Source organism: Pseudovibrio sp. Alg231-02 (assembly GCF_900143565.1).
Lineage (GTDB): Bacteria > Pseudomonadota > Alphaproteobacteria > Rhizobiales > Stappiaceae > Pseudovibrio.
The window spans coordinates 57,469-83,158 of record NZ_FREX01000005.1; the positions used below are offsets into that span (position 1 = coordinate 57,469).

The following is a 25,690-nucleotide window of genomic DNA, read 5'->3' on the forward strand; positions in this document are numbered from 1 at the left end:
AAAAAAGAGCCTGTCTCAGGACAGGCTCTGGAACGTTTTGATCAGAAGTTAAACTGGAGACGCTCCAGTCTGTGACCTAATATTTTGTGACGATCGGCTGGTCATATCCACCACTGGAAGACCCACCAAATTCATAACGCAATCCAACACGCACTTCATGCGCAGCAAGATTGTCATACTTGATACCGGAGGTCTTACCATTGCTGGAGAACGACTTTGTCTTCACCGCACCAATGTTCAGATAGCGGTAACCTGCATCAATTTTCCAATTATCGTCAATCTCATAGGACGTACCCGCCATAAGAGCCCATGAGAAGTTCCACCAATGTCCTTTTGGATATTTGACTCTGGTACCATCTGGATTGATCGCGCGTACATTCTTTGCGTTCACGTAAGATGCGCCAACACCAGCCCCAACATATGGTGTGAAGCCATTGTAATACCCTAGGTCAGCATAAACATTCCAAAGAACAGTCCAGACATCGAGTGTCGCAAACTCATCTGAAGTGCCGGAGGTACTACAAGTACCAATACACTCAGCTTTTGCTGTAAAGTCAGCATCCCATTCATAGTCCAGTGTCACATCTGTGCGAATGAAATCATTCACACGATAACCAACACCAACACCAACAATTCCCGTTGGCTCTAATTCTTCATCATTGAATTTGATATGGGAGAATTTCGCTTTTGGATTCTGATAGACTTTGTAGCCGATATCACCACGCAGATACCACCCACCACCGATTTCCACTTGTGGGAGCTCTGGCTCTTCTACGAATACAGGTGCTGGGAGGTCGGCTGCATAAGCAACACCAGCCGAAACCAGCGCAGCTGCGCTCAATGTCAGCACCTTACTAAAATACTTCATGCTTATGTCCCCTCAAACGGCACCTGTCACGCGAGATGATTGCCCTTGATTAAAACCTAAGCACTTTCTACAGAGAAAGAATTACCTATAAATTAACCAGTATTCTTAACCCTAATATTTATTATTAACAAACAACTAACAGGCACAAATCAAGCAAATGCTAGAAAGTTAATTTACATTTACTTATGCACCCCTCAGATTTCAAATCAAAGAAAGCGGACATCCGAAGATACCCGCTCTCAAAACTCGATAAATTAAATAGTTTCAGCTAGCTAGCTGCAGCCTTTTTAACTGCGTCAACAATGCTATCAACCACCTTGTTCAGAAGATTTGCATCATCAGCCTCACCCATCACACGAATGAGCGGCTCAGTACCAGAAGCGCGAATAACAAGGCGACCCTGTTTACCAAGCTTCTCTTCTCCAGCCTTAATAACCGCCTTAACAGCCTTATCTTCGAGAGGTTTACCACTCGCATAGCGCACATTCTTAAGGACCTGAGGCACTGGCACGAATCGGTTACAAACCTCTGAGACCGGCTTCTTCATCTTCTTCACGCAAGCAAGAATCTGTAACGCAGCGACGAGGCCATCGCCAGTCGTGCCAAAGTCAGACATCACAATGTGGCCAGACTGTTCACCGCCAACATTGAAGCCACCTTCACGCATCCGCTCAACAACATAGCGATCACCAACCTTGGTACGTTCAAGAGAAAGGCCAAGCCCTTTCAGGAAACGCTCCAAACCTAGATTCGACATCACGGTCGCAACGATGCCTGGCGCCGAGAGACGGCCATCTGCTTTCCAGGATTCAGCAATCACGGCCATCAGCTGATCTCCATCAACCACCTTGCTGTTTTCATCCACGATGATCACACGGTCTGCATCACCGTCCAGCGCAATCCCGATATCCGCCCGGACTTCGTGAACCTTCTTGGCAAGCGCTTCAGGAGCAGTAGAACCGCAGTCCTTGTTGATATTGAACCCATCTGGATCAACACCCAATGGGAACACTTCTGCACCCAACTCCCAAAGGATCTCTGGAGCAACCTTATAGGCAGCACCGTTTGCACAATCGATCACGATGCGCATGCCATTCAAGTTCAGATCCCGCGGCAAGGTGCGCTTTGCAAACTCAATGTAGCGATCCTTCATGCTGTCGATACGCGTTGCTCGACCCAGAGTGTCCGGTGCCGGCAAGCTTTGGCTCATGTCACTATCGATGAGACGTTCAATTTGAAGCTCAACTTCATCAGACAGCTTGAACCCATCTGGACCAAAGAACTTGATGCCGTTGTCTTCGAATGGATTATGGCTCGCAGAAATCATGACACCAATGTCAGCACGCAACGAACGCGTCAACATTGCAACCGCTGGGGTTGGCATCGGGCCAAGCACAAAAACATCCATTCCCATCGCAGTAAAGCCAGCGACGAGAGCATTTTCAAACATGTAACCAGAAAGGCGCGTATCTTTGCCGATAACCACACGGTGCCGGTATTTGCCACGGCGGAACACCACACCAGCAGCCATTCCAACCTTCAGCGCAACTTCCGCGGTCATTGGCCACTTGTTTGCAGTACCGCGCATTCCATCGGTGCCAAAGTATTTTCGCGACATTTAATGTTTCCCTGAACTCTCAAATGCGGAGCGTATCGCTCACGATAAATCTAATTGAAATGGTGATACACGCTTGCCCTTGCCTGGTCCTGTCAAATGATGTGTCCAAATATTACGTTTCACCCGCAATTTGCCGCAGCAGCAAAGGTGAATTCTCATCAATACAAAGCCAAACAATTGAGCCTCAATAGCAAATGCCCGACTGAACAGCCGGGCATTTAATACTTTAAAGCGCCATCAAGAAGACTGGCTGTTAGCTCTGCGGCTGTGGGTTAAGCCCATCAGAAGCTTCACCTTCACCGCCATGCTTTTTTCCGCCTGCAGTAGGCACGCCAGTGGAGCGTGGAGTAGATGGACTATCATCACCGGTATCACGCACAGGCTGCTCACCATCAAGCATCTTGCGAATTTCATCACCGGAGAGAGTTTCATACTCCAACAAGCCTTGAGCAATCAGATGCAGCTGATCTTCATGCTCTTTCAGAACCTTATTCGCGGTCTCGTAGCCCTGATTAACGAAGCTTTTTATTTCCGCATCAACCATTTTCTGGGTTTCATCAGAAACATTCTGACTCTTCGCAACAGAGTGACCAAGGAAGACCTCTTCCTGATTTTCTCCGTAAAGCAATGGGCCAAGCTTATCGGACATGCCAAACTGCGTCGCCATGGCTTTTGCAAGCTTGGTTGCCATCTGGATATCGCCGGAAGCGCCAGAAGTAACCTTCTCATAACCGAAGATCATTTCTTCAGCCACACGGCCACCCATAGCAACAGCAAGGTCAGCTTTACACTTCGCACGGGTCAGAGAAACCTGATCTTTCTCAGGCAACCTCATCACCATACCCAGCGCACGACCACGAGGAATAATCGTTGCTTTGTGTACCGGATCAGACGCAGGCATATGCATCGCAACCAGCGCATGACCAGCTTCATGATAAGCAGTCAGCTTCTTCTCTTCTTCGGTCATGACAAGCGTACGGCGTTCCGCACCCATCATCACCTTGTCTTTAGCATCTTCAAACTCAGCCATGGTGACCAGACGCTTGGAGCGGCGCGCAGCTAGAAGCGCAGCCTCGTTCACAAGGTTCATCAAGTCAGCACCAGAAAAACCAGGCGTTCCGCGAGCAAGTGTATGCACGTTTACATCTGGAGCCAATGGCACTTTACGCATGTGAACTTTGAGGATCTTTTCGCGGCCAGTGACATCTGGATTTGGCACAACAATCTGACGGTCAAAACGACCTGGACGCAGAAGCGCAGGATCAAGCACGTCAGGACGGTTAGTCGCTGCGATGATGATCACACCTTCATTAGCTTCAAAACCATCCATCTCAACAAGGAGCTGGTTGAGGGTCTGCTCGCGTTCGTCGTTACCACCGCCAAGGCCTGCACCACGGTGACGGCCAACAGCATCGATCTCATCGATGAAGATAATGCATGGGGAGTTCTTCTTCGCCTGTTCGAACATGTCACGAACACGAGAAGCACCAACACCAACAAACATTTCAACGAAGTCAGAACCGGAAATAGTGAAGAACGGTACGTTTGCTTCACCTGCCACTGCACGAGCGGTCAAGGTTTTACCAGTACCAGGTGGGCCAACGAGCAGCACACCGCGAGGAATACGACCACCAAGACGCTGGAATTTCTGCGGGTCACGCAGGAACTCAACAATCTCCTGAAGATCTTCCTTCGCTTCATCAATGCCTGCGACGTCTTCAAACGTCACACGGCCAGACGATTCGGTCAGCAGTTTCGCTTTAGACTTACCAAAGCCCATAGCTTTGCCACCACCACCTTGCATCTGACGCATCACAAAGATCCAGATACCAAGGATCAACAGCATCGGTAGCCATGAAATCAAGGCTCCAAAGAGAGAGAAACTCTCGGAAGGTGGCTTCGCGTTAATCAAAACGCCTTTGGTTTGCAGCACATCAACATATTTGGCATCACTAGGCGCATAGGTCTGGAAAGTACCGCCATTGCTGTATTTGCCGGTAATCTGTTGTTGTTGAATCGTGACCTCACGCACATCACCCTGCTCAGCTTGATTGATAAACTGAGAATAAGCGATTTCATTTGTATTGCTTCGTGAGGTCGGATTCTGAAAGAGCTGGAACAGCGCTATCAGCAACAGACCGATAATCACCCAGAGGGCAAAATTCCGGAAATTGGTGTTCATTTCGATCCCTTTACCGCAAGGTGGCGGCGATCCTCGCACGTGTCTCTGTCAAGATCATAGCGAGCCCTAATGGGCTTTCTACGTTTTCCTGAGAATGACACAGATTCTTTCTCAGTTTTCTTAAGGCCAACGGAATTTTGCCGGTTACCCCTGAAAATTCAGGATTGATGCTCCGTTAATTCCGACTTTACCAGCCCAGACGTTCAAGTTGCATTCCTCTAAAGCATAAATGCATAGATTTAACAGAACGCCAGCAAAACTAAGATTCACTCAAAATGTTCTGCTCACTGGGACCATCGAAATCCCGTAGGTCCTCGATCTTACATCAGCATCAGCTGTTGTTCGACCAATCTTCTTCCAAGGCATGTAGGATACCCCACCAGCAAAAACAATAAGCGGAGCTGTCAGAAATGCTGTTTTCAGCCAGTTAGCAGGAATTTCTAGCTCAAAATCTCCACAAAGCTCTTTTTGAACATAAGTGATTTTGAAGCTTTCTGCAGAATGCGCCGCTTTATAACGCCAGCGATCATCCCATATTCCTTCATCTCCCGGCTTAACTTCAATCTCCGGCAAGCCAGCCCTACCGGCCTCTCGAAAACAAAACCAGGTAGATTCGTCATGCGGTTTCGCCAGCGCAAACCTGACCCCGCCTAGAGTGGCCGCCCTGCTCCCATCTTCTGTTTTCAGAGTTTCATAAAGCCCCTCAAGCTTGGCAAGGCGCGGCATATAAGGCGCGCCAGAAATGTAGCGGACGAGCCGTCCAACCAGCCTCAAGCCAATCTCATCGGGAATGTACTCCAGACACGAACTGTCAAAACGGACGGGTCCGGCACTATGAAACGTACAGGATTTCTCAGCTACTTCATCCACCCAAACATCAATGGCATCAGCAGCACGGGCCATGCGTCGCGCCGTGTCGGAAAGCTTCGCCGCAGTCAACCCAAGTTCGTCGAGCTCTTGCTGCGCTTGTCGAAATTTTACACGCGTAAACTGCTCATCTTCATTAGAGGGATCTTCAAACCATGGCACCTGGGCAGAATGCAAAAGCGACTTGAGCCGAACCTTGCTGATTTCGAGTAGTGGACGGCAAATCTGAAATCCATCCAACTCGCGGTCCTTACGAATACACGCAAGACCATAAACCCCACTGCCCCGCGCCAGACGTGTCAAAAACGTTTCTGCCTGATCTTCCAGATGATGACCTAGAAAGAGCCCCTCACATCCGTGGTCTTCAGCAGCCTGTCGCAAAAGAGCATGGCGCGCATCTCGGGCTTCCGATTGGATGTTTGAAGACGGTTTCTCACCAAGCCAATGTAAGGTCTCATGTGGCACGTCAATGCGCCGGCAATACTGCGCAACGCCTGCAGCTTCGCTGGCAGCCTCAGCACGCAAACCATGATCGACTGTGAAAGCATAAAGTTCAGGAGCAGAAAACCCCAGTTCCTGCGTCCACTGCTTCAACAGGTAAAGCAGAGCCATAGAATCAGCACCGCCGGACACACCAACGGCGATCCGGCGGAAAGACTTATACTCTCCGAAAAGCTCATTCAGCTCGTCGGAAGAAAAGAGAGCAACTTGATTAGAGGCAGTTGTCACGTTTTTGTTGAACCTTGGCCTGCTCCAGCACAGCAGGGGCTGCAAACTGGAAATTGGCGAGAAGCTGCTCATAAGTCTCACAAGCAGCGGGCGCATTCCCCATACCTGTAAGGGCAGTCCCCAATTTCAGCAAGCTTTCAGGAGCCAGTTCACTCTCAGGAAAATCAGTATAGCTTTTTAGAAAAGCTTGTGCAGCGTTCTCATACTGACGCTGAGCCAGCAGGCTTTCGCCAAGCCAGTGCTGCGCATTTGCAGTCAGCTCATGATCAGGATACATGCCAAGAAAAGTGTCAAAACCCTCGGTCGCGGCAGGGTAGTTACCACCTACCATCAGACCATAAACAGCATTGTAGTCCGACTGCGGATCACCGCTCAGCAGTTCATTCACGCTGCCAGAAAACTGAAGAGAGCCAGAACTTGGTGCAGGTGTGGAACCGGTAGGCGCAGCGTTGTTGCCGCGTGCAATCTGAGAAAGATCCAACGGACCGCTATTCGTTCCCTGTGCAGGCGTATTCAACGTAGAAAGTTGCTGAGACCGATTTGTCGGAGCCGTCGTGCTCGGCTGCTGAACAACAGGAGGCTGGACAACGCGAGGTGTCTGACCCGGATTTTCCAACTGCTGCAGGCGGTACTCAACGTCCTCTTGAGAACGGCGCAGTGCATCTTCAGTCAGGCGTAGTTTGTGATTGAGCTCTTCAACCTTGCCTGTCAGCAAGCGAACCTGCTCTTCAAGTTGACCAAGGCGAGCAGTGTTCTGTGCGGTTTCATCATTTTTAGATGAACCGAAAAGCTGCGCAGATGCTGGTAAACTTGTAGAGGTTACAAGCGCAAGAACAACAAAGCTTGTTGCAATACGTCGGTAAAGAGCCATTAATTATCTCCTGAGACACCCTACAGGGGCCGGGTCGGAATTTCTCATCTCTTGGCAAGAGGAAAAGACGAAAATAGGGCACACATTCAGTGTTTCTCTCCTATTTGCGGCTTCTCCCCGACCAATTTCCGTTCTCCTACAAGTTTGCAGGAGTTTCAACAAAAAAGGCTCCCCCAAATTAGAGAAGCCTTTTCTATATTTCAGCAAGTCAAACTCAATTACTGACCGTTCAGAACTGTCACAGCACGACGGTTCTGACTCCAGCAGGAAGCCGCATTACAAACCGCAACCGGACGTTCTTTACCGTAGGAAAGAGTCTTGATGCGGGTTGGGCTAATGCCTTTTGCAACAAGGTATTCCCGAACTGCAGCTGCACGTCGCGCACCCAGTGCGATGTTGTACTGGCGGGTGCCGCGCTCATCAGCGTGACCTTCAATAGTAATTGAGTAATTTTTATAGTGCTGCAACCACTGAGCCTGCTTGTCCAGCACTGCGCGAGCAGAACCATCAATGGAGCTCTGGTTATTGAGGAAGAATACACGATCCCCAACATTCACAACGAAGTCCTGTCCAGAGCCAGCTGCAACAGAACTATTGCCACTGGTTAATTCAGGGCGTGTCTGCGAACAAGCTGCTGCGACGAGACACACAGCCACCACAGCGGCGAAACGCGCTCCGCGCGCGAACAGCGTCTTTGACATTTATAGAATCTCCTGTCCCTCAAACCCCGAGGGTTAAAAAAGCCCTAGACCAACTTGGTTAAGGGTAACTTGAATTTATTGGTTAATGAAGTGCTAATGCCCCCCAATTCCCGCAAGAAATTAGGGGCTCAGCTTTTTGATTAGTCGAGCAACGGAGACCACGCTGGATCTGAAGCAAAGTTTGGCGTTTGAACCAGCTGTTCATTATAGCCGGTCAGGTCAACCGTCCAGACCTGAGGACCGCCCTGCTCGCCCACGGTATCCCGGAAGAAAGTCAACACACGTCCATTCGGAGACCAGGCAGGTCCCTCGTTGTGATAGCCCTCGGTGAGAATACGCTCTCCCTTACCATCCGGACGAATAACACCAATCATGAAGCGCCCCTGATGCACCTTGGTAAAGGCAATCAAATCACCGCGCGGCGACCACACAGGCGTTGAATACTGCCCTGGACCAAAGGAAATGCGCGTTGCTCCACTTCCATTAGAATTCATCACATAAAGCTGCTGAGAACCACCACGGTCACTTTCAAACACCACCTGACTTCCATCCGGAGAGAAAGAAGGACTGGTGTCAATGGCAGCTGTGTTGGTCAGACGCGTTGTCCGGCGGGTACGCAAATCCATGAGATAAAGGTTGGCGTTGCTGCCTTGCTGCAAGCTCATGATGACCTTTTGACCATCAGGCGAGAAGCGCGGCGCAAACGTCATACCCGGGAAGTTACCAAGAACCTCACGCTGTCCAGTTTCAATGTTGAACAGGTAAACCTGCGGATTTCCACCCACATAAGACATGTAGGTCACTTCCTGTGAGACAGGAGAGAACCGAGGTGTCAGCACAAGATCATCACCACGGGTCAAGTAGCGCACATTCGCCCCATCCTGATCCATGATCGCAAGACGCTTACGGCGCGCATCCTTCGGACCACTTTCGTCAATAAAGACTACACGGGTATCGAAGTAGCCTTTCTCACCAGTCAAACGCTGGTAAACCGCATCAGAAATGATGTGTGCCAGACGGCGCCAGTTTTCCGGTGTGGTGAAGAACTGCTGACCAATCAACTGCTGACCGGCAAACACATCCCACAAACGAAATTCTGCCCGGATCTGTCCGTTTGCCTGCTGCGCGATAGAACCAGTCACCAAAGCCTGAGAGCCAATGGTCCGCCAGTCACCAAAGCGCGGCATGGTGCCTACATTCATTCCCTGCTGAATATGCGCTGTCGGATCAATCGGACGGAACAAGCCCGAGCGCTGCAAATCCGCTGCAACAACTTGAGAGATCTGCCCTGCCACGTCTTCCTGCAAGCCGGAACCTGCAAAGGGAGAAATTGCAATCGGCATAGGTTCAACGTTGCCCTGAGTAATATCGAGCTCAATCAGGGCATATGCAGGTTGAGAGATCGCAGCAACAGCAACAGCAGCAGCCACAAGGCGGCATGCACGACGCCACAGCTGCTTAATTCCTGTTGTACGCATTGGGTTAAGCCCCATCACAAAGGACATAGACCTAAGCTCCTTTCAATCTCAATACCTAGTATCCAAGCATATCGCGTGGATCAAAATTCAAGATGACGGTTTTCCATGCATCATATTTAGCTGCTGGCAGAGAATACGGACCGCAGCGATAGACCGCGCGTTCCGCACTGCTTGCAGCAGCTCTGAATGTCGGGTTACTGCTGGAATTCAGAACTTTTATCTGCCCTTCAACTTCACCGGTACGGCTCAAGTTAAACTCTAGGCGAACGTTAAGATCTTCAGCACCAGCGGCACCCACAGGTGGGTTCCAGCAACGGGCAACCTGTCCGCGAAGCGCATCCAGTTCAGACTGGCTCATCTTCACGTTGGTCTGACCCAATTCGGATCCAAGAGAAGCCGGTTTTGCGGACTTCGCAGTCCCGCTCGACTTCGCATTCGTTTTGTTCAGCAAAGCCGCCATCTTCGAGTTAAAATCTTCCTTCTTCTTCGGCTCTTCCTTCTTCGGCGCTTTAGGGCGCGCTGGAGGCTTTGGCTTGGAACGTGGACGGACTTTAACGACCTGCTTCGGCTTTTCTGTTTTCTCGACTTCAGGACCAAGTTCTGCAGTCTCCGCAGGAGCCTTCTCTTTTGGCACTTCCTTTGGGGCTGGTTCTGGCTCAGCTGGTTCTGGCGGCGGCGGCGGCGTTTCAGCCTGCTGCACTTCCTTTTTCGCTTCCTGAACCTTCTTCACCTCTTTCTTAGCTTCACCGGTCTTTTTCTCCGGCTCTGGCTTTTCTGCAGGCTTCTTGGTCGGCTGCAACGCAGCCTCTTTGATTTCCTTCGCTTCTTTTGTGCCTAGCTGCAGCTTTGTCAGCTCGCTCACAGGCACAAGATCCACGGGCAGTGAATCCACCGGGGCAGTGGTCAGCTCTTTACCGAAGTTAAGCGAAACCGCTCCGGCAACAAGCACGACCACGTGAACAACTAGCGATGCGATAAGGCCTGCACGCATTCCCGGTTAACCCTGCTCCTCTAGAGTGACGAGCCCGATGCGCTTGTATCCAGCAGCATTGATGCGACCCATAACTTTCATGATGATTCCATAATCGGCATCCTGATCACCACGCACGTAGATACGCTCGTTGTAACCATTCTCGGCAATCGCACCGAGTTTCGCGATCAACTCATCAATAGGGATTTCGGTATCCTGAATGAACACGCCCCCATCAGACTTCACCGAAATCGCTATCGGCTCAGTGTCACCTTCCATCGCTTTTGCGCGAGTTTCAGGCAGGTCAATCGGCACGCCGACAGTCAGCAAGGGAGCTGCCACCATAAAGATGATCAGCAGTACCAGCATCACGTCCACCATCGGCGTTACGTTGATCTCGCTCATCGGTGCGTGAGAATGCCTGCGGCGACCACGTCTGCCACCTGCACGACCACCACCACCAGCTGCTCCAGTGCTCATACCCATGGGTTATCCTCGCTCATCAATGCGGCGGGACAAAATGGCGGAAAACTCGTCTGCAAAGCCTTCCATACGCGCGGCAAGCTTGCCGGAGTCGCTCTGCAGTTTGTTGTAAGCAATAACCGCCGGAATAGCTGCAATCAGGCCCAGACCGGTCGCAAACAGCGCCTCGGCGATCCCTGGAGCCACAACGGCAAGGTTGGTGTTCTTGGAAGCTGCAATGGACGTAAACGCATTCATGATGCCCCAGACCGTACCAAACAGACCAACAAATGGAGCCGCACTGCCGATTGTTGCAAGGAACAACAGACGTTTTTCAAGACGCTCAACTTCACGGGAAATGGTCAAATCCATCACACGGTCGATACGCTGCTGCAAGCTGGCAATCGCAGGCTTATCCCCTTCATGAGAGCGCTTCCACTCACGCATCGCAGCCACAAACAATGCGGACATGCCGTTATTCGCGCGGGAGGATAAAGATTTATAGAGCTCTTCGAGAGATTGTCCGGACCAGAACACATTCTCAAAACGGTTCATCTGGCGACGAGAGCGACCATACAGAACAATCTTGTCAAAGATAATCGCCCAGCTCCAAACAGAAGCAGCGATCAGACCGATCATTACAATCTTGACGACGATGTCTGCTTCCAGAAACAACGAAATGTAGGACAAGCCCGAACCCGGAGCTGCACCCAGCTCAACAGATTGCACGTCCTGAGCCGTTGCAGCCAATGGCGTCAACAAAGCCACCGCTGCGCTCATGGCCACAACGAGTTTCATCACCTTAGAGTTCATGTAATAAGGACCTCTTGCCCTGATAACCCAAAGACCTGTCCACGGTAGAACCCCTGCCATGGACACAACCAGTCTATTAAACATTTAGCAGCCTTCCTGCCTGTCGAATTTGGCGAAACTTCGACTACAGCCAGCATTGAAGGCATAAATGAAAAGACCTGTTTAAGGTTACTGAAGGATTAAAAGGTTTCCAGTCCCGTTTACTTTGAATGAATATTGGTGATTTTTCGCGATGATTATCGCGCTTATTCGCCGTTCATTTGGGCGACTAGATCCTTGGGCAATCTGCGTGGTTTCCCGTCCGCAGAAATGGCCACAGCAGTCACACGCGCTTTGATCAAAACTTCGTCACCACGCATAACTCTCTGGCTTATAAACATCCGGACACCCTTCACTTCACTGATATCCGTATGAACTTCAAGCACATCATCGATTCGTGCAGGCTTGAGAAAATCAATGTCCATATGGCGAACAGCAAACGCCAGACGCTCCCCATGCATGCCTGAATCCAGTTCATGATGATGCACACCGCGCAGACGCAGCAGCTCAGTGCGGCCACGCTCCATGAACTTCAGATAAGCCGCGTGATAGACGACGCCGGAAAAGTCGGTGTCCTCGTAATACACACGCACAGGCAAAATATGTTCGTTACCGTCAATTCGCCCCGTCAGATCGGGCCAATTTGCCTCAGTTTTTTTAGTGTTCATATCTGCAGGTCAGTCTTCAGCGTGTTGAAAAAGAGCCATCTGAGGTGCATTCGGGTTATCAGGCACCACCAAACCAAGGTGTTTGAAAGCGATTGGCGTCAAAATTCGACCACGCGGTGTCCGTTGTAGATAGCCATTCTGGATAAGATACGGCTCAACAATCTCTTCAATCGCATCCCGCGGCTCAGAAAGAGCAGCTGCAATCGTCTCAATCCCAACAGGGCCACCACCAAAGTTCAGCGCAATCTGCTTCAGATAACGCCGATCGAGGCTGTCAAAGCCAGCACTGTCCACTTCCAGCTGCCGCAAAGCTCGGTCAGCAAGCCCACTATCAATCTCAGCATCCCCGGCAACAATCGCAAAGTCCCGCACACGACGTAACAAACGTCCTGCAATACGCGGTGTCCCGCGGGAGCGCTTGGCGATCTCTCGTGCACCAGCATCACTCATACCGATTCCCAAGAGTCGCGCACCGCGCTTCACAATCAGCTCCAGCTCTTCCGGAGTATAAAACTCAAGCCGAACAGGAATGCCAAAGCGGTCACGCAACGGCGTCGTCAGCAAGCCAATACGGGTCGTTGCGGCCACCAAAGTAAACTTGGCAAGGTCAATCTTCACAGACCGCGCAGCTGGCCCTTCACCAATGATGAGGTCGAGCTGGTAATCCTCCATCGCCGGATACAACACCTCTTCAACCGCAGGGTTGAGACGGTGGATCTCGTCAATGAACAAAACATCCCGGTCTTCCAGATTGGTCAGCAGCGCAGCCAGATCACCCGCTTTTGCGATCACAGGACCAGACGTTGCCCGGAAGTTCACCCCAAGTTCACGCGCCATAATCTGCGCCAGCGTTGTCTTGCCAAGGCCCGGAGGCCCGACAAACAACACATGGTCCAGCGCTTCACTCCGTGCTTTCGCCGCTCCAATGAAAACCTTCAGGTTTTCACGAGCCTGCGCCTGTCCGGTAAAGTCATCCAGCGTTTGCGGACGCGTTCCGCTGTCAATCTCGTCGCCCCGAATTTCAGGAGTAACAAGGCGATCCTCACCCTCATTCATTACGCAAGTTCCTTAAGGCCGAGGCGAATAAGTTTTTCAGCGCTGGCATCTTCACCTGCTGTTTTTACAGCAGCTGCCACAGCGGCTGAGGCCTGAGCGGGCTGATAGCCGAGATTGGAAAGAGCCGAGACAGCATCTGCCACAGGCCGGTACGCCACATTTTCCGCAACGCTTTGGGAAACAGCAATGGTGTCATCTTCAACAGAGGCAAAGGCAGGCGCTTTGTCTTTCAGCTCTGTCACGATACGCTCAGCAACGCGCTTGCCAACACCCGGCGCCCGTGTGATCGCAGTCTTATCGCCCAGCGCAATCGCGTTCGCCACTTCAGTCGCCCGCATGATGCCTAAAATGCTCAGCGCAACCTTTGCACCAACACCCTGAACGGTCATGAGTATGCGGAACCATTCACGTTCGTTGTCCTCCGAAAAACCGAATAGCTTGATCATATCCTCACGGACCATGGTCTCAATGGCCAGCACAGCAGCTTCGCCGACACGCGGCAATTGCTGCAACACGCGAGAGGGGCAATGCACCTGATAACAAACACCCTGCACATCCAGCAGTACAAAATCATCGCCGTAACTGTCGACGACACCCTTGAGTTTCCCGATCATTTCAAACGCGCCTCCGCTGCGGCCAGACGGCCCGTTACACTACCTCGGTGATGACTATGGCAGATCGCAATCGCCAGTGCATCCGCCGCGTCGTCCGAGTTAAACGTCGCCTTCGGCATCAACACCTTCACCATCATACGGATTTGCTCTTTTTCCGCATGCCCGGTTCCCACCACGGTCTTTTTCACCAGGTTCGGAGCATATTCTGAAACCACGAGATTGTGCAGAGATGGCACAAGCAGAGCGATCCCCCTCGCCTGCCCCAGCTTAAGCGTAGCTCCGGCATCCTTGTTCACAAACGTATTCTCAACCGCAGCCTCAGAAGGATCATAGCGTTCAATCACTTCTTGCAAGCCAGTGTATAACTGCTTGAGCCGTTCTGCGAGGGAGTACTTGCTGTTGGATTGTATCGTGCCGCTTCCAATGAAGCTGACGCGATTACCTTTGGCATCAATAATGCCCCAACCAGTATTCCTGAGGCCAGGGTCAACACCCATGATTCGAATTGAATGATCCATAGAACAAACCGGTAACGAAAAATCTCCGAAGACGCTAGCCGGTAACCTCAACCAATCGCTTAATCCGTTAAAATTCAGGAGTAATCCACGCGTTCCTGCAAATCCTGCAGGTAAGGACCCGGTATGATTGAAGCATTGTCTGCACACTCCGCCTTGCAGTTGTGTCTGGTGGCTGGAGCCATCCTTTTGGCAGGTTTGATGCGTGGATTTGCCGGGTTTGGTTCAGGTATGGTCTGGATCCCCCTCGCTGCACTGGTCATTGGCCCAAAACTCGCAGCAGCTGCCCTACTCATCCTCGACACCATAGTCGCGCTGCCACTCATTTTCCCGGCAACCAAGCTGTGCCGATGGAAAAGCGTCGTGCCTGCCGCCATTGGAGCGATCCTTGCCGTCTCTGTCGGCGCATGGATCCTCGCCAATGCACCACCCTTTATTCTGCACTGGGGCATATCCATCGTAGTGCTCGCGCTGCTGGCCGTCCTCATGTCCAACTGGACTTATTCAGAGGAACCCAGCCGCAAGCAGAACCTCGGTGTCGGGGCACTCTCCGGCCTGCTTGGTGGCTTCAGCCAGATGCCATCCATCCCCATCTACACACTTTGGGCAACCGGCCCCCATCCACAAAACGTAATCCGCGCTAACATGATCGTGTTTATCGCGATAGCTGACGTCTCCGCGTATGCCTCCTACGCTTACAACGGCCTTTTCACAAAAGAACTCATACCGGTCCTGATCATCGCCGGCCCAATCTATCTGGGCTGTCTTATGTTTGGTGCGAAAGCCTTCAAAAGCGCACCACCTACGTATTTCAAATGGGCGGCAAAAGGCATCATCTTCCTCGCTGCTGTCGTTTCCCTGCCATTCTTCCACGACCTCTAACCATACCTGCCTCACTCAATTTCCCGCAGTTTCACAAGGCTAGAGGGCAAATTGCGATGTCCTCCAGAGGGTAATTGAGAAATTCTCGACAATTCCTCCAATTGTCCCGATTGGAGGAAGGCACCTTCGTAACTTATAGTCCGCACAACTAGGAAGCCTAAAACCGACCTTCTCAGCAGAGGCATATATGCTCCCAGACGTCGCAGGACTAGAATCCCCGGCCTTCTTGATGGTGTGCGCAACTATAGCGCTCGCTGGGTTGACCCGTGGGTTTGCCGGCTTCGGAGCCGCGATGATCTACATGCCCATTGCCTCCGCCATTATGGAACCAAAGCTGGCCGCAGCCTCTCTTCTCATGGTCGATGCAACAATCTCACTCCCCATGGTGGTCTCAGCCACCAAAATCTGCGACTGGAGAACGGTTCTTCCAGCAGCAGGAGGGGCAGTGATCACCGTATCTATCGGCGCATGGGTACTCACAAATGCCGATCCCTACATTTTGCGCTGGGTTCTGTCCGGAGTGGTACTCCTCCTGCTAATCATTTTGATTTCAGGCTGGCGCTACACCAAGGCACCCAACAAGCGCACCTCCTTTGGGGTTGGCGCAGTTTCCGGCCTGCTCGGCGGTATGACACAACTGGCTGGCCCTCCGGTCATCACCTACTGGATGTCTGGCCCCTTGCCCGTCAGCGTTATTCGCGCCAACCTGATCACCTACTTCTTCTTCACCAGTTTTGGCTCATTTGCGGCGTTCTGGTGGAATGGCCTGATCACACAGGAGCTGCTGCTCCTCTCACTCCTGATCTGCCCGGCATACGGCCTGAGCATCTATTTGGGAGCCAAAGGCTTCTCACTATCAAGCGGTCGCTCGTACCGCGCACTCGCTTATTCACTCATCTTGGGAGCCGCCATCACAAGCATGCCAATTTTGGATGGAATTCTCAGATGATCTAAGACCATACACACACGTTGATAACGGCCAAGAGAAGCCTCAGGCAACCAACACAGCTTGCGAAACAAAGAAAAACAACTTAGTTTCCGCAATAATATTCCTATAAACAGACGAAAAAACCAGATTTATGCCAAAATCATCGCTCGACAAGATTGACCTAGAAATCCTGAAAAATCTTCAGGAGGACGGTCGCCTAACCAACGTAGAGTTGGCAGGTAAAGTTGCCCTATCCCCATCTCCATGCCTGCGCCGCGTCAAAAACCTCGAAGACAGCGGCGTGATCAACGGCTATCAGGCATCCGTGAATCGCAAGACTGTTGGTCTTGGCATGACGGTCTTTGTTGAAATGCGCGTAGGCAAACAAAGCAAAGCGCAGATCATGTCGATCATCGAGCGCGTCACCTCGCAGCCAGAGGTCGTGTCTTGTCATCTGGTCTCAGGTCAGTCTGATATCCTTGCTGAGATCGTTGTCCCAACGCTGGAAGCCTACGACGTCTTCCTCTCTGACTTCCTGATGTCACTGGACGGTGTCGAGGATGTGCGCTCCAACTTTGCAATCCGCACACTCAAAGCAAACGGCGCATTGCCACTACAGCATTTGGAATCCATCATCGACGATGATTAATCAATCAGGAGGCGTCCTCGTTCTTACCTGAGCCGGTAACGATCTGCGCCATACTGACAAGCTCGGAAATTCTGTCCTGAAGGAAGTTGCTGTTTTGAGCGATGAGCAGCATCTGCCTTTGATAAAGGCAGAACAGATACGCACCGACACAAAGCCCCAATCCGATATAGGAGAGGGGCTGCCCGAGCAAAGCAAGGCCGATGTAGAGCAACGGTGGGAACACAGTCACAATGACTGAACACAGGGATACCCACCACTCTCCCTTATGAAAACCATTGATCGGCATGGTTAGAATAGCAGCTGTCGCAATCAGACAGCGCTCTTTCATTGTCCGGGCAATGTTCACCGCCTGCCGCAGATACAGCGCTGTCAGTAGACCAGCCACCGTCAGCACATACGGCGCACTGAGCACACAAAAGCCGTAGACCCGCGCCACCAATGGTGCCCTCTCCTCCCAAACACCGGAAGGCGTTTCCAGCACGGCACCAAGAACCAGCAGAGCGGCATAAGCAATCGCCAGCAAATGCAGCCGCCATGCTGAGCCGATAGCATGCTCAATCACGCGAACCTTGTCGTTTTCCTCACTCACGAACCTGCCTCAACCCTGATCATAGTCGCAAAAAGGTTTCACAGAGCCCCAACGAAGCCAACTCCATTGAAATCAGGGGCACCCTCACAAAACAAGCACGCAACAAAAAAGGCGGCACGCAAAACGCACCGCCTTTATAACTTAATCAGAAAACAGGCTTAGCCGAGCTTTGCCATGATTTCCTCTGAGATGTCGAAGTTAGAGAAGACGTTCTGCACGTCATCATCATCTTCCAGCGCATCCATCAGCTTCATGATGGTGCCAGCTTTCTCTTCGTTCACTTCTACAAGATTCTGCGGCTTCCAGATGATCTTTACAGACTCAGCTTCGCACAGCGCTTCTTCCAGCGCCTTGGAAACGTCGGAGAGATCCTCGAAGGCACAGATAATGGTGTGGCCGTCTTCATCGCTCTCAACGTCATCAGCACCGGCTTCAATGCCAGCTTCCATGACGGTGTCCGCATCACCAGCTTCAGGCTTGTAAACAAGCTCGCCAACACGATCGAACATGAAAGAAACAGAACCGGTTTCTCCCATGGATCCACCGTATTTGGTGAAGTAGGAACGCACATTTGCAGCAGAGCGGTTTTTGTTGTCAGTCAGGACTTCAACAATAATCGCGGTGCCACCCGGGCCATAACCCTCATAGCGAATCTCAGTATAATCAGCACCTTCACCAGCCTGAGACTTTGCAATCGCGCGGGCAATGTTGTCCTTCGGCATGGACTGGGCCTTCGCGTTCTGCACAGCAAGGCGCAGGCGAGGGTTTTTGTCCGGGTCAGGATCACCCATCTTCGCAGCAACGGTAATCTCTTTGGAAAAGCGAGAGAACAGTTTGGAACGTACAGCATCCTGACGTCCCTTGCGGTGCATGATATTTTTGAATTTTGAATGTCCGGCCATAGGTCTTCCCGGCTTGTGTTTGCAAATAAAACTTATAGCTCAAAGGAGCGCTCACCAAGCCGCTGATAGCTTGGACAGCGCTCTCCCCGACACGTATGTCGCCAAAACGTCGAGCAAATTTGATGAAAGCTTATAAGACGCTTACACGACAAAATCCAGAGCAAGAAACCGCGAGAGAGCTCCCGACCGTCCTCTTCCCTACCAATCAACGTGTAAGCATGACGTTTATTCAGGCTTAGCTGTTTGCTGCGCTTGGCCAAAATGGTGGGATAATCTGCGACAAACGCCCGCCAATCCGTACTGGAGAGACATGCTTGGCCAGACCAGTGCGGTCATCCGTCTCAACAGCAACACCACAAACCGTTGCTTCACCCAATGCAGGTGTAAAACGGCTGCCATTCACTTTGCGCAGGAAGCGGTTGACCGGTTCTTCCTTATCCATACCCAAAACAGAATCGTAATCGCCACACATGCCCGCATCGGACATATAGGCCGTGCCTCCCACCAGAACCTGATGATCAGCAGTCGGAACATGCGTATGGGTGCCAACAACCAGAGATGCACGGCCATCACAGAAATGCCCCATCGCCTGCTTTTCACTGGTCGCTTCGGCGTGCATATCAATAATGATCGCATCAGCCATAGCGCCCAGTGGGCAGTCAGCAAGAATTTTGTCGATAGCAGCAAACGGACAATCCAGCGCATCCATGTAAACGCGGCCCATCACATTCACCACCAGCACATCAGCACCGTTTTTGGCACGGTAAAGGTTTGCGCCCTTACCCGGTGTACCTGATGGATAGTTTGCAGGGCGCAGCAAGCGGTTCTGACGCTCAATATAAACAAGCGTATCGCGCTGATCCCAAATGTGGTTGCCAGTGGTAACAACGTCAGCACCAGCATCCAGCACATTTTCAAGAATTTCTTCGGTGATACCAAAGCCTGCTGCGGAGTTTTCGCCATTCACAACGACAAAATCCAATTGGTTGTCTTCAACAAGTTGAGGCAGTTCATCAGTCGCAGCGTTGCGACCAGCGCGCCCAACAAGATCCCCAAGAAACAGCAGCTGCATTTATACACCCTTTCAGACGTATCCCCGAAATGCCCGCTCGGCTTTCTATCAGGATACGCACAAAACAAACCGTAGAACATGACGCGTAACTGCATTTAAACGCGAGACATGCCCTGCCACGTATTCCAGACCTAAGGCTTTATAATGAAAGAATACGCGCACATCATTTGGACCAAAGCAGACCCGCCAGCTCTCGAGCATTTCATGCAAATCGCAGAAGGCCCAGTGCCTGACAAATCACTCTAATCACCAGCTTTCAGAAGCCCACGATCTGTCAGGATTCCATCCAATTGACGATCATGCGGCTCCATCGGAACCTCTTCTACCTCTTGAACCGCAAATGCAACCCCAATCGCAGTGAGATCGGTAAGTTTTTCCAGGTCACTCAATGCACGGTCGTAAAAACCTTTGCCATATCCGATCCGGTTGCAATGCCTGTCAAACGCTGACAATGGCACCAACACCACGTTGGGGTGCACAACCTCTGCCTCAGGCCCCGGTGCCATACTACCAAAACCCGCCAGTTCCAGCGGCCCGCCCTTATCCAGACGGCGAAACTCAAGATCATCACCAAGGACAACAGGAAGGCACAAAGAACAGCCGGTCTTCGCCAGCGCATCCATCAACGGACGTGGATCAACCTCATCCCGAATAGGCCAGAACCCGGCAACAACCGATCCCGGTTCCACCCCAAGCTCACCAGCATACCCAACAAGATCAAGCGACCGCTCAATCCGCTCTACTGGCGATAGAGTTGCTCGCGCAGCAAGTCCGGCTTTCCGCACGTCTTGCTTGGCAAGTTTACAATCGGCATTCTCGGTGTCTTGAGACGTCAACACGCACCTCACTTCTATTGAATGGCGCATTTCCGAAAAGATCGGATCACTTATCGGGACACAATACGCTTGAACGACGCGCATTATGATGCAGCCTGCGAAAAATCGCAAAGCAAGAGAGCATCACTGAAATGAGAGAGGAAAACAAAAAGATAAGAGCGCGCCACAACAGCCGTTGGAGAGTGTGCAATCCCGGAGAACCTACTATGTAGGTGGGTGCCGTGTCCCCAAGCCCACGAGCGAGGGAAGGAACAGCTCCCAAAGGAATGCGTAAGGCCCCGGGGATATGTATCTCCTGACGAACCGCGCAGCAACGCAATGGGTGATATAGGCCAGAGCGAATAAAATTACCAGCCCCTCGGATCCAACCTTCCCATTAAATCAAGCGTAACCCACTGTCATAAACAAGTATCACCAGCCCGTATGCGAGTGCTTTTTTAAGATTACTAACTCGATCACCGAGAACCTTTCATAACGCAGGTCATGTTCGGCAGCTTCTTCATAGTTTCCGCGTAAATATGGGCGCTTGAAGAAGACGGACTTAAAGGCCCTTGGGACTTATCGAGAGGAAGGAAAGTTGAATGTCAAACAATGCATTTGCAGGCGTTCAGAAGCTCGGGCAATCCTTGATGCTGCCAATTGCAGTGCTGCCGGTCGCAGCGATCCTCCTGCGCATTGGACAAGCCGACCTTCTTAATCTTCCCTTCGTTGCCTCTGCAGGGAGTGCAATTTTCGCCAATCTGGGCATGCTGTTTGCCGTAGGTATCGCAGTCGGCTTTGCCAAAGAGAACCACGGCGCAGCAGCTCTGGCAGGTTTGGTCGGCTTCCTCGTTGCACAACAAGGCGCTGTTGAACTGGCAGGGCTCGATCCAGAACAAGCTCTCAAGATGGAAGGTCGTATTGCAGTCCCGGTCGGGATCATCATGGGTATTACGGCAGGCGTGCTCTACAACAAGTTCCGGGATATCAAACTTCCCGACTACCTCGCCTTTTTTGGAGGCCGCCGCTTTGTTCCCATTGTGACCGGCGTCGCCGCGTTGCTCGTTGCCGCCCTCTTTGGGTATGGCTGGCTCTGGTTCGACAGGGCTTTAATCTCCCTCACAAACACAATCACGCATATGGGTGATGTGGGCTTGTTCCTCTATGGCGCTTTGAACCGGCTGCTGATCGTCACAGGCCTTCATCACATCCTGAACAACATCGCCTGGTTCATTCTGGGAGATTATATCACCGCCTCAGGAGATGTTGTCACCGGCGATCTGAACCGCTTTTTCGCAGGAGATCCAACTGCCGGAGCCTACATGGCCGGCTTTTTCCCAGTCATGATGTTTGGACTGCCCGCCGCATGCCTTGCCATGTACCATTGCTCAAAGCCAGAAAATCGCAAAGTCGTAGGAGGCATACTGCTCTCCATGGCGCTCACGTCATTTTTGACCGGCATAACTGAGCCGATCGAGTTTGCCTTTATGTTCCTGGCCCCTGCACTCTACGTGATCCACGCAATCCTCACAGGCGTCTCGATGGTTGTGATGAACGTGCTGGGTGTGAAGCTGGGCTTTGGTTTCTCAGCAGGTTTGTTCGACTACCTGATCAACTACGGCATCTCCACAAAACCGCTCCTGCTAATCCCGGTTGGAGCTGCATTCTTCGCCATCTACTATTTTCTATTCGTGGCAACCATTAAGCTTTTTGATCTGAAGACCATGGGTCGTGAAACTAAAAAAGCGACTAAAACAGCGGACAACCCAACCGCAACAAACAGCAAAGCGCATGCTTATCTGGAAGCCTTGGGTGGCTCAGCCAACCTTTTTGAAATAGATGCCTGCGCAACCCGGTTGCGCCTGAAAGTGGTAGATAGTGATGCCATCAATGAAGCGGTTTTGAAGCAACTCGGCGTTCACGGTGTCATCAAACCTGCTGCTGGCTCAGTCCAGGTGGTTGTTGGCCCAATAGCGGACCAACTGGCAGGCGAGATAAAGGAAGAAACAAAAAAGTCTTAAGCCGCGCTTTCGTCTTCGCGCAGCTCGCTGTCCATATCAGTGCTCAGCTGCTCAATCTTGTCTGCGCTTTCCAGCAGGCGCGCAACAATTCTGGCTTCTTTCTCACGATGCTCTTTTTCGAGCTCTTCAATGCGGCTCAGATAACGCTGCTCTTGCGCAGCCAGACGCTCTTCAACAGAAGCCTCAGCTTTCCCGAGTTCTTCGATACGCCCTTCGGCGGCACGCAATTTCCGCTCAACTTCGGCAAGGTGATCCGTCACCATGATGCCTGCCATCACGGTTAAGCGCTGATCGCCAATCTCACCAAAGTTCTCTCTCAGGCTACTGATGCTGTCGTCAAAACGCTGAGCAAGACCGAGAAGCCGTTCTTCCTCACCATCATCACACGCCATGCGAAAGCTGCGATCATTGATTGTAACTGTAATCTGCGCCATTGATCTTAGCTCTCCTGTCCGTCGAGAACAGTACGAATGGATTCCATGGCAGCAACAAGGCGGCGGGAAACATCTTTGTTGACATCTTCAAGTCGCGAACCACGCGCCTCGGCCTGATCAAGCTTTGATGCCAGCTGTGTTCGATCCTCACCAATTCTCTGCAAGTCGTTTTCTAACGCATCAAGGGTCTTGTCACGGGACGTCCTGCGATGAATCGCCCCCTCAAGCTTCGTGATGGAGGCAGTAATACGATCCAGCGCATGATCCAGATCTTGCCCACTATCCATCTTCACCTCTGACATCTACCTGTATCCGTACTCACCAAAACATCAGTTACCATTGGGAGATGGCAACCCGACCTAATCCCGTCTAGGGAAGCGGAAGACAATTATCCATTAGCTGGAGGGAATCGTCGAGCTTTATTCACATCATATCTTAGGAATGTGCGAGAACCATCTCATTTATCAGTGATTACAGAACTTACAAAGGTCTTCGACTCGGAAAATTACCCGACGCAACATTCGTGAACAAAATACAAGCTTCGCCACCATAAAAATCTAATGAACACGCATTTTACGCTAAGCAAATTCACTCATTAAAGAGACCTTGGCAACATAACTTATGTTGACAAATGCTATTCAAATTTCAAAAGCGCTCAACTTACGCAATAAACGGCACCAGAAGAGCTCAGTTTCATTGACTCAACTTTCTGACCTGCTATGTCTCCTTCCGTTATTCGTTCGTGGACAACTGCCAATTCGCATTAGTCTGGGGCAAAGACTATGGCAACTGTCATCGAATTTACACTAGCTATTAGTAAAGAACCGGCTGCCCTGCCGGGTCGACAGCGGGAATAAGATGACCGATCTCGAAAAGCACTCTCGCATGGCGAATGCGATACGCTTTCTTTCAATGGATGCCGTTGAAAAAGCAAAATCTGGCCACCCAGGACTTCCAATGGGTGCAGCTGACATCGCAACGGTCCTGTTTTCCAAGTTTCTGAAGTTTGATCCGAACTCCCCGAAATGGGCAGACCGCGATCGCTTTGTGCTCTCCGCAGGGCACGGATCCATGCTGCTGTATTCCACACTCTATCTGCTGGGATACGAAGACTTCTCCATTGAACAGCTTCAGCAGTTCCGCCAGCTTGGCGCACGGACATGCGGCCACCCGGAATACGGTCATGGCGCAGGCATCGAGACCACCACTGGTCCTCTCGGTCAAGGTCTTGGCAACGCAGTCGGCATGGCAATCGCTGAGCGTCTGCAGGAAGAGCGTTTCGGCAAAGATCTCGTAAACCACTACACCTACGTTCTCGCAGGTGACGGTTGCTTGATGGAAGGTATCTCTCAGGAATCTATTTCTCTGGCAGGTCACCTCAAGCTGAACAAACTGATCCTCATCTGGGACGACAACGGCATCACCATTGATGGTTCCGTAGATCTGTCAGACAGCACCGATCAGATTGCACGCTTCAAAGCATCTGGCTGGAACACCATCTCAATCGATGGTCATGATCCGGAAGAAATCGAAGCAGCGCTGACCGAAGCTCGCAAGAGTGACAAGCCAACAATGATTGCGGCGAAAACCACAATCGGCTTCGGGTCTCCAAACAAGTCCGGCACCAACAAAGTGCACGGTGCTCCTCTGGGCGCTGAAGAAATTGCAGCAACCCGCGAAGCTCTTGGCTGGTCTGCTGAGCCGTTTGAAGTCCCAAGCGACGTTCTCGATGCATGGCGCATCTCAGGTCTGCGTTCCGCAAACGCTCGTAAAGAGTGGGAACAGCGCTTCAACGAAGCAAACCCTGAGCAGCGTGGCGAGTTTGAACGCCGTTGCCGTGGCGACCTGCCATCCGGCTTCGACGCAGCAATCGACGCCTACAAGAAAGAGCTTGCAGACACCCAGCCAAAAATTGCGACCCGTAAGGCGTCTCAGGCTGTTCTGAAAGTGATCACAGGTGCTGTGCCTGAAACCATCGGTGGCTCTGCTGACCTGACTGGTTCCAACAACACCAACACCGAACATACACCACCAGTTACTCCGGACGATTTCTCCGGCCGCTTCATTCACTGGGGCATCCGTGAGCACGGCATGGCTGCAGCAATGAACGGTATGGCCCTGCACGGCGGAGTTATCCCCTACTCTGGTGGCTTCCTGATCTTCTCCGATTACTGCCGTCCGTCTCTGCGTCTGGCAGCCCTGATGAAGCAGCGCGTCATTCACGTAATGACCCACGACTCCATCGGTTTGGGTGAAGATGGTCCAACACACCAGCCTGTGGAGCACTTCGCGGCTCTACGTTGTATCCCAGACCTGCAGTTCTTCCGCCCAGCGGACATCACTGAGACCCTGGAATGCTGGCAGTTGGCAATGAAAGCCACTGATAATCCAAGCGTTTTGGCTCTGACCCGTCAGAACCTGCCGTCTCTTCGTCCTCACTACGAAAGCGAAAACCTGTGTGCCAAAGGCGCATACATCATCGCTGACTGTGAAGAAGAAGCGACCGTCACTTTGTTCGCAACCGGCTCCGAAGTTGAGATCGCAGTCGACGCGAAAAAAGAGCTCGACGGCAAGGGTATTGCGACCCGTGTGGTCTCCGTCCCGAGCTTCGAACTCTTCGAGCAACAATCTGACGCATATAAGAATGCCATCATTGGTGGTAGTCCGGTGAAGATCGCTGTGGAAGCGGGCGTTCGTATGGGTTGGGATCGCTTTGTCGGTTCTGATGGTGGTTTCGTAGGCATGTCAGGATTTGGTGCCTCCGCCCCTTACCAGGAGCTCTATGAGCATTTCGGGATTACTGCTGATGCAGTGGTCCAAGAGGCAGAAAAGCGCCTTGGCGATAGCGATAACGCCTAAAGCTGACTAAATGAAGCTTCTGGCTCCTCTCAGCCAGAGGCCTCTCAGAAGACGGCCGGCAAGAGCTGGCGAATATATAAAACGAGGG

At 51.7% G+C, this 25,690-nt stretch carries 25 protein-coding genes and 1 other RNA gene; 5 read left to right on the forward strand and 21 right to left on the reverse strand.

The genetic code is table 11. The annotated features are described in order from the left end of the window. Positions 1–76: 76 nt before the first annotated feature. The 14 genes from DHN43_RS14560 to ruvC form a co-directional block, all read right to left on the reverse strand. Positions 77–868: an outer membrane protein gene (locus tag DHN43_RS14560; protein WP_199914811.1), complete on the reverse strand. Its 792-nt coding sequence runs from the start codon at positions 866–868 to the stop codon at positions 77–79. A 268-nt stretch (positions 869–1,136) separates the two neighbouring features. Next, complete coding sequence (gene glmM, locus DHN43_RS14565) at positions 1,137–2,486, reverse strand: phosphoglucosamine mutase (protein ID WP_108819085.1); 1,350 nt, start codon at positions 2,484–2,486, stop codon at positions 1,137–1,139. 253 nt (positions 2,487–2,739) lie between these two features. Continuing rightward, entirely contained in the window at positions 2,740–4,668 is a 1,929-nt protein-coding gene (gene ftsH, locus DHN43_RS14570) for an ATP-dependent zinc metalloprotease FtsH (protein ID WP_063302744.1), read from the reverse strand. A gap of 270 nt (positions 4,669–4,938) precedes the next feature. Further along, positions 4,939–6,264 carry a tRNA lysidine(34) synthetase TilS gene (tilS, locus tag DHN43_RS14575; RefSeq protein ID WP_159096860.1) on the reverse strand — a complete coding sequence of 442 codons (1,326 nt, stop codon included), beginning with the start codon at positions 6,262–6,264 and terminating at the stop codon, positions 4,939–4,941. Next, entirely contained in the window at positions 6,248–7,135 is an 888-nt protein-coding gene (gene ybgF / locus DHN43_RS14580; protein ID WP_063290215.1) for a tol-pal system protein YbgF, read from the reverse strand. The genes tilS and ybgF overlap by 17 nt, the downstream gene beginning before the upstream one ends. Positions 7,136–7,353: 218 nt before the next feature. Beyond that, complete coding sequence (pal, locus tag DHN43_RS14585) at positions 7,354–7,836, reverse strand: peptidoglycan-associated lipoprotein Pal (protein ID WP_063290216.1); 483 nt, start codon at positions 7,834–7,836, stop codon at positions 7,354–7,356. Between the two features lie 140 nt (positions 7,837–7,976). Then, on the reverse strand, positions 7,977–9,341 hold the full coding sequence (gene tolB, locus DHN43_RS14590) for a Tol-Pal system beta propeller repeat protein TolB (protein WP_108819087.1): 1,365 nt from the start codon (positions 9,339–9,341) through the stop codon (positions 7,977–7,979). A 28-nt stretch (positions 9,342–9,369) separates the two neighbouring features. After that, positions 9,370–10,305 (reverse strand): hypothetical protein, encoded by a 936-nt coding sequence (locus tag DHN43_RS14595; RefSeq protein WP_063302748.1) that lies wholly within the window; start codon positions 10,303–10,305, stop codon positions 9,370–9,372. 6 nt (positions 10,306–10,311) lie between these two features. Further along, positions 10,312–10,770, reverse strand: a complete 459-nt coding sequence (gene tolR, locus DHN43_RS14600; RefSeq protein WP_057461980.1) for a protein TolR — start codon at positions 10,768–10,770, stop codon at positions 10,312–10,314. Positions 10,771–10,773: 3 nt separating this feature from the next. After that, positions 10,774–11,559 (reverse strand): protein TolQ, encoded by a 786-nt coding sequence (gene tolQ, locus DHN43_RS14605; protein WP_057461981.1) that lies wholly within the window; start codon positions 11,557–11,559, stop codon positions 10,774–10,776. 245 nt (positions 11,560–11,804) lie between these two features. Beyond that, positions 11,805–12,266 (reverse strand): tol-pal system-associated acyl-CoA thioesterase, encoded by a 462-nt coding sequence (gene ybgC / locus DHN43_RS14610; protein WP_057461982.1) that lies wholly within the window; start codon positions 12,264–12,266, stop codon positions 11,805–11,807. Positions 12,267–12,275: 9 nt separating this feature from the next. Next, positions 12,276–13,322 (reverse strand): Holliday junction branch migration DNA helicase RuvB, encoded by a 1,047-nt coding sequence (ruvB, locus tag DHN43_RS14615; protein WP_063291530.1) that lies wholly within the window; start codon positions 13,320–13,322, stop codon positions 12,276–12,278. Further along, entirely contained in the window at positions 13,322–13,936 is a 615-nt protein-coding gene (gene ruvA, locus DHN43_RS14620) for a Holliday junction branch migration protein RuvA (RefSeq protein WP_108819088.1), read from the reverse strand. The genes ruvB and ruvA overlap by 1 nt, the downstream gene beginning before the upstream one ends. Continuing rightward, the gene (ruvC, locus tag DHN43_RS14625) at positions 13,933–14,433 is read right to left on the reverse strand and encodes a crossover junction endodeoxyribonuclease RuvC (RefSeq protein WP_063291571.1); all 501 of its coding nucleotides are present in this window, start codon (positions 14,431–14,433) and stop codon (positions 13,933–13,935) included. Before ruvC ends, ruvA begins: the two co-directional genes overlap by 4 nt. 144 nt (positions 14,434–14,577) lie before the next feature. On the opposite strand from ruvC, the gene DHN43_RS14630 reads away from it, so the two are divergent. The 3 genes from DHN43_RS14630 to DHN43_RS14640 all read left to right on the forward strand — a co-directional run bounded on the left by DHN43_RS14630 (position 14,578) and on the right by DHN43_RS14640 (position 16,910). Further along, positions 14,578–15,333: a sulfite exporter TauE/SafE family protein gene (locus tag DHN43_RS14630; RefSeq protein ID WP_063291529.1), complete on the forward strand. Its 756-nt coding sequence runs from the start codon at positions 14,578–14,580 to the stop codon at positions 15,331–15,333. Between the two features lie 187 nt (positions 15,334–15,520). Beyond that, positions 15,521–16,282 carry a sulfite exporter TauE/SafE family protein gene (locus tag DHN43_RS14635; RefSeq protein ID WP_208995423.1) on the forward strand — a complete coding sequence of 254 codons (762 nt, stop codon included), beginning with the start codon at positions 15,521–15,523 and terminating at the stop codon, positions 16,280–16,282. Positions 16,283–16,412: 130 nt separating this feature from the next. Then, entirely contained in the window at positions 16,413–16,910 is a 498-nt protein-coding gene (locus tag DHN43_RS14640) for an Lrp/AsnC family transcriptional regulator (RefSeq protein ID WP_057461985.1), read from the forward strand. 4 nt (positions 16,911–16,914) lie between these two features. On the opposite strand, the gene DHN43_RS14645 is transcribed toward DHN43_RS14640, so the two are convergent. The 5 genes from DHN43_RS14645 to ssrS form a co-directional block, all read right to left on the reverse strand. Beyond that, a complete protein-coding gene (locus tag DHN43_RS14645) occupies positions 16,915–17,499 on the reverse strand; it encodes a hypothetical protein (protein ID WP_108819089.1) in 585 nt (194 codons plus the stop codon). A gap of 158 nt (positions 17,500–17,657) precedes the next feature. Continuing rightward, a complete protein-coding gene (locus DHN43_RS14650; protein ID WP_057461987.1) occupies positions 17,658–18,401 on the reverse strand; it encodes a YebC/PmpR family DNA-binding transcriptional regulator in 744 nt (247 codons plus the stop codon). A gap of 235 nt (positions 18,402–18,636) precedes the next feature. After that, on the reverse strand, positions 18,637–19,473 hold the full coding sequence (locus DHN43_RS14655; RefSeq protein ID WP_057461988.1) for a TIGR00282 family metallophosphoesterase: 837 nt from the start codon (positions 19,471–19,473) through the stop codon (positions 18,637–18,639). A gap of 242 nt (positions 19,474–19,715) precedes the next feature. After that, positions 19,716–20,309 carry a 5-formyltetrahydrofolate cyclo-ligase gene (locus tag DHN43_RS14660; RefSeq protein WP_108819090.1) on the reverse strand — a complete coding sequence of 198 codons (594 nt, stop codon included), beginning with the start codon at positions 20,307–20,309 and terminating at the stop codon, positions 19,716–19,718. Between the two features lie 157 nt (positions 20,310–20,466). Continuing rightward, positions 20,467–20,626, reverse strand: a non-coding RNA gene (ssrS, locus tag DHN43_RS14665) — 6S RNA. 264 nt (positions 20,627–20,890) lie between these two features. Between ssrS and nagE the strand changes: the two genes are divergently transcribed. After that, positions 20,891–22,309, forward strand: a complete 1,419-nt coding sequence (gene nagE / locus DHN43_RS14670) for an N-acetylglucosamine-specific PTS transporter subunit IIBC (protein WP_108819091.1) — start codon at positions 20,891–20,893, stop codon at positions 22,307–22,309. On the opposite strand, the gene DHN43_RS14675 is transcribed toward nagE, so the two are convergent. Continuing rightward, entirely contained in the window at positions 22,306–22,743 is a 438-nt protein-coding gene (locus DHN43_RS14675) for a cell division protein ZapA (RefSeq protein ID WP_063290226.1), read from the reverse strand. The two genes, nagE and DHN43_RS14675, sit on opposite strands and share 4 nt — an antisense overlap. 5 nt (positions 22,744–22,748) lie before the next feature. Next, positions 22,749–23,045, reverse strand: a complete 297-nt coding sequence (locus tag DHN43_RS14680) for a DUF4164 domain-containing protein (RefSeq protein WP_057461991.1) — start codon at positions 23,043–23,045, stop codon at positions 22,749–22,751. A 556-nt stretch (positions 23,046–23,601) separates the two neighbouring features. Between DHN43_RS14680 and tkt the strand changes: the two genes are divergently transcribed. Beyond that, positions 23,602–25,602: a transketolase gene (gene tkt / locus DHN43_RS14685; RefSeq protein ID WP_063308177.1), complete on the forward strand. Its 2,001-nt coding sequence runs from the start codon at positions 23,602–23,604 to the stop codon at positions 25,600–25,602. Positions 25,603–25,690: the final 88 nt, after the last annotated feature.

Coding starts and splice junctions, on each gene's coding strand:
- DHN43_RS14560 (WP_199914811.1), bottom strand. CDS start 868: ATGAAGTATTTTAGTAAGGTGCTGACATTGAGCGCAGCTGCGCTGGTT.
- glmM (WP_108819085.1), bottom strand. CDS start 2,486: ATGTCGCGAAAATACTTTGGCACCGATGGAATGCGCGGTACTGCAAAC.
- ftsH (WP_063302744.1), bottom strand. CDS start 4,668: ATGAACACCAATTTCCGGAATTTTGCCCTCTGGGTGATTATCGGTCTG.
- ybgF (WP_063290215.1), bottom strand. CDS start 7,135: ATGGCTCTTTACCGACGTATTGCAACAAGCTTTGTTGTTCTTGCGCTT.
- pal (WP_063290216.1), bottom strand. CDS start 7,836: ATGTCAAAGACGCTGTTCGCGCGCGGAGCGCGTTTCGCCGCTGTGGTG.
- tolB (WP_108819087.1), bottom strand. CDS start 9,341: ATGTCCTTTGTGATGGGGCTTAACCCAATGCGTACAACAGGAATTAAG.
- DHN43_RS14595 (WP_063302748.1), bottom strand. CDS start 10,305: ATGCGTGCAGGCCTTATCGCATCGCTAGTTGTTCACGTGGTCGTGCTT.
- tolR (WP_057461980.1), bottom strand. CDS start 10,770: ATGGGTATGAGCACTGGAGCAGCTGGTGGTGGTGGTCGTGCAGGTGGC.
- tolQ (WP_057461981.1), bottom strand. CDS start 11,559: ATGAACTCTAAGGTGATGAAACTCGTTGTGGCCATGAGCGCAGCGGTG.
- ybgC (WP_057461982.1), bottom strand. CDS start 12,266: ATGAACACTAAAAAAACTGAGGCAAATTGGCCCGATCTGACGGGGCGA.
- ruvB (WP_063291530.1), bottom strand. CDS start 13,322: ATGAATGAGGGTGAGGATCGCCTTGTTACTCCTGAAATTCGGGGCGAC.
- ruvA (WP_108819088.1), bottom strand. CDS start 13,936: ATGATCGGGAAACTCAAGGGTGTCGTCGACAGTTACGGCGATGATTTT.
- ruvC (WP_063291571.1), bottom strand. CDS start 14,433: ATGGGTGTTGACCCTGGCCTCAGGAATACTGGTTGGGGCATTATTGAT.
- DHN43_RS14630 (WP_063291529.1), top strand. CDS start 14,578: ATGATTGAAGCATTGTCTGCACACTCCGCCTTGCAGTTGTGTCTGGTG.
- DHN43_RS14635 (WP_208995423.1), top strand. CDS start 15,521: ATGCTCCCAGACGTCGCAGGACTAGAATCCCCGGCCTTCTTGATGGTG.
- DHN43_RS14640 (WP_057461985.1), top strand. CDS start 16,413: ATGCCAAAATCATCGCTCGACAAGATTGACCTAGAAATCCTGAAAAAT.
- DHN43_RS14650 (WP_057461987.1), bottom strand. CDS start 18,401: ATGGCCGGACATTCAAAATTCAAAAATATCATGCACCGCAAGGGACGT.
- DHN43_RS14655 (WP_057461988.1), bottom strand. CDS start 19,473: ATGCAGCTGCTGTTTCTTGGGGATCTTGTTGGGCGCGCTGGTCGCAAC.
- nagE (WP_108819091.1), top strand. CDS start 20,891: ATGTCAAACAATGCATTTGCAGGCGTTCAGAAGCTCGGGCAATCCTTG.
- DHN43_RS14675 (WP_063290226.1), bottom strand. CDS start 22,743: ATGGCGCAGATTACAGTTACAATCAATGATCGCAGCTTTCGCATGGCG.
- DHN43_RS14680 (WP_057461991.1), bottom strand. CDS start 23,045: ATGTCAGAGGTGAAGATGGATAGTGGGCAAGATCTGGATCATGCGCTG.
- tkt (WP_063308177.1), top strand. CDS start 23,602: ATGACCGATCTCGAAAAGCACTCTCGCATGGCGAATGCGATACGCTTT.